General features: G+C 74.6%; 2 protein-coding genes and 2 pseudogenes. All 4 read right to left on the bottom strand.

Features of this window, described 5'->3' with window-relative positions:
* Window positions 1–149 precede the first annotated feature (149 nt).
* Window positions 150–545 (bottom strand): annotated as a pseudogene (locus AB0G02_RS35685) (hypothetical protein); the annotation flags it as partial.
* Complete coding sequence (locus tag AB0G02_RS35680; protein ID WP_360803508.1) at window positions 538–921, bottom strand: hypothetical protein; 384 nt, start codon at window positions 919–921, stop codon at window positions 538–540. The gene AB0G02_RS35680 and the pseudogene AB0G02_RS35685, both read right to left, overlap by 8 nt.
* 46 nt (window positions 922–967) lie before the next feature.
* Window positions 968–1,414, bottom strand: a complete 447-nt coding sequence (locus AB0G02_RS35675) for a GNAT family N-acetyltransferase (protein WP_360803505.1) — start codon at window positions 1,412–1,414, stop codon at window positions 968–970.
* Between the two features lie 61 nt (window positions 1,415–1,475).
* Window positions 1,476–2,338 (bottom strand): annotated as a pseudogene (locus tag AB0G02_RS35670) (hypothetical protein); the annotation flags it as partial.

Genomic DNA, 2,338 nt, shown 5'->3' with positions numbered 1-2,338 from the left:
GGCGCCCGCTCGGTTCAGCGGTCCTGTTCGGAGTGCCGCAGTCCCTCGTCGCCGCGCCCGGTGCCGCCCCGACCCGCGTGGCCCTGACCCGCGTGGCCCCGGCCCGTGTGCCCCTGGCCCGCGTGGTCCCGCCCCGCGTGACCACGGCCCGTGTGCCGCAGCCACAGCAGGCCGAGCACCGGCAGCACGAGCGGGACGAAGCCGTAGCCGCCGCCGAAGTCCGACCAGACGGTCGCGTCCGGGAACGCGTCCGCGAACGCCAGGCTCGCCGCGCCGACCAGGAGCACCCCGGCCAGCTCGACGCCGCACGCGAGGTACGCGACCCGCCTCGACACCACACCGGCCAGGGCGGCCGTGGCCACCACGTACACGACCGCAGCGAACGCCGACAGCAGGTAGGCCAGCGGCGCCTGGTCGAACCGGGTGGACAGCTGCACCGCCGAGCGGGCCGTGGCCGCGACGGCGAAGATGCCGTACACCGCGATCAGCATCCGGCCGGGTCCGGACCGGGTCGTGCGCTTCAGCTCCTCGGACCGCTCAGCCATGAGCGGCCCAGACCTGGTTCAGCCGCAGGATCATCACCGGCACGCTCAGGCACGCCACGGCCAGCACGCCCGCGCCCCACCGCGACCGGTCGCCCAGGGCCCAGAACGCGCCGACGGGCAGCACCGCCACCGTGGCGACCAGGTACCCGACGAACGTGGCCACGTGCAGGTCGCCCCGGTCGGCGGAGACCAGGTTCACCACGCCCGCGACCGCCTGCGCGAGCAGCCCGACCTCCAGCAGCACGACGACCGCGGCGAGGCCGAGGGTGGGCTTGGTGGCGAGCGTGACGGGCCGGTCGGTGACGACCAGCACCAGCGACCACAGGGCCGCGACGAGCGCCACGACCGTCAACGCGGTCGCGAGGACAGGGATCATCATGCCTTCCCGGTCGAGTGGATCTGCGCGGCAAACCTACTCCGCGTCACGACAGCGGCAGCTTGAAGCCCTCGTGCGACCGGGTGAAGCCGAGGCGGAGGTAGAAGCGGTGCGCGGCCACCCGCGACTTGTCCGACGTGAGCTGCACTACCGCGCAGCCGCGGGCCTTCGCCTCGTCGATCGCCCACCGCACCAGCTCCTCCCCCAGACCCTGCCCGCGCGCACCCGACGCGACCCGCACGGCTTCGATCTGGGCCCGTGACGCGCCCCGCCGCGACAGCCCGCGCAGCACGGTGAGCTGGAGCGTGCCCACGACCTCGCCGTCCCGTTCCGCGACCGCCAGCACCTCGTGCCCGGCGGCGTCGATGGCCTCGAACGCCCGCCGGTAGGGGGCGAGGTCGCCCGGTGACTCGCGCGACGCGCCCAGCTCGTCGTCGGCGAGCATGGCGACGATGGCGGGCACGTCCTCGGCGGTGGCACGGCGGATGATCACTGGAGCGGTCCTCCCTGGTGGTCGGGTCACCCCACCTCACCACATCGAAGGCGAGCGTCTCTCACGACCCGAACGGTTCGCCCGACAGGGCCAGGCCGCTCACCACGACGGTCGTGGTGCTGCGCGGTGCGACGACGGCGTCCGCCACCCGCGCCACGACCTCGTCGAACACCGGGTCGTGGTAGTAGTCGCCGTGCCCGCGCAACGGCGAGGCGACCATGTCCGGGTCCGGGTCGAGGAACTCCGGGTCGCGCAGCCGCACGTCGTTCCCGCAGCGCACGCCCCACAGCTTCGGCTCCGCGAACACCCGCTCCTCGGCCGTCTCCGGCCACACCTGCAGCGGTCCGCCCAGCGGGTCCGTCAGCCGGTGCACGTTCCACCACCGGTCGCCCAGCTCGTCGTGCAGGCCGGCCAGCTCGGCGCGGCCCAGGTAGTGCGGGAACAGCCGCGAGTACGCCCACTGCAACTGCGAGCCGTAGGTCACCAGGCCGACGCGGCGCAGCGCGGCCGCCGCCTCCGCCTGCCGGATGTAGCGCTCGCCGTCGGCCGGATCGGGCCGCTGGCTCTCCCGGCGCAGCAGCGACAGCGCGGCGAAGCACACCACGCTGCCCTGGCTGTGCCCGGACAGCACCACCGCGCCCACGTCGTGGTGCCCGGCCAACCGGACCGCGCGCGAGGTCAGCTCGATCGTGGCGCGACCGCCGTAGGGCGGCGGGCAGATCGGGTGCGCCAGCCGCGGCCAGAACGCCACCAGGTCCCACACGACGCCGACCACCGTGCGCATCCGGGGGCTCTGCCACGTGCGCACGCCCAACAACAACAGGACCAGCACCACACCGGACACCACGAGGCGGCCCAACGCGCCCAGCTCCACCGCCGGCCGGGTCGACAGCCAGTCGGCCAGGCCGGGAGGCGGCGCGGCCC

Origin of the sequence: Actinosynnema sp. NPDC023658 (assembly GCF_040639995.1) — a bacterium.
Classification (GTDB): Bacteria; Actinomycetota; Actinomycetes; order Mycobacteriales; family Pseudonocardiaceae; genus Actinosynnema.
This window is presented reverse-complemented; position numbering and strand designations above follow the sequence as displayed.

Excerpts from the sequence above, each read along its gene's own strand:
- AB0G02_RS35680 (WP_360803508.1), bottom strand. The coding sequence starts at position 921 with ATGATCCCTGTCCTCGCGACCGCGTTGACGGTCGTGGCGCTCGTCGCG.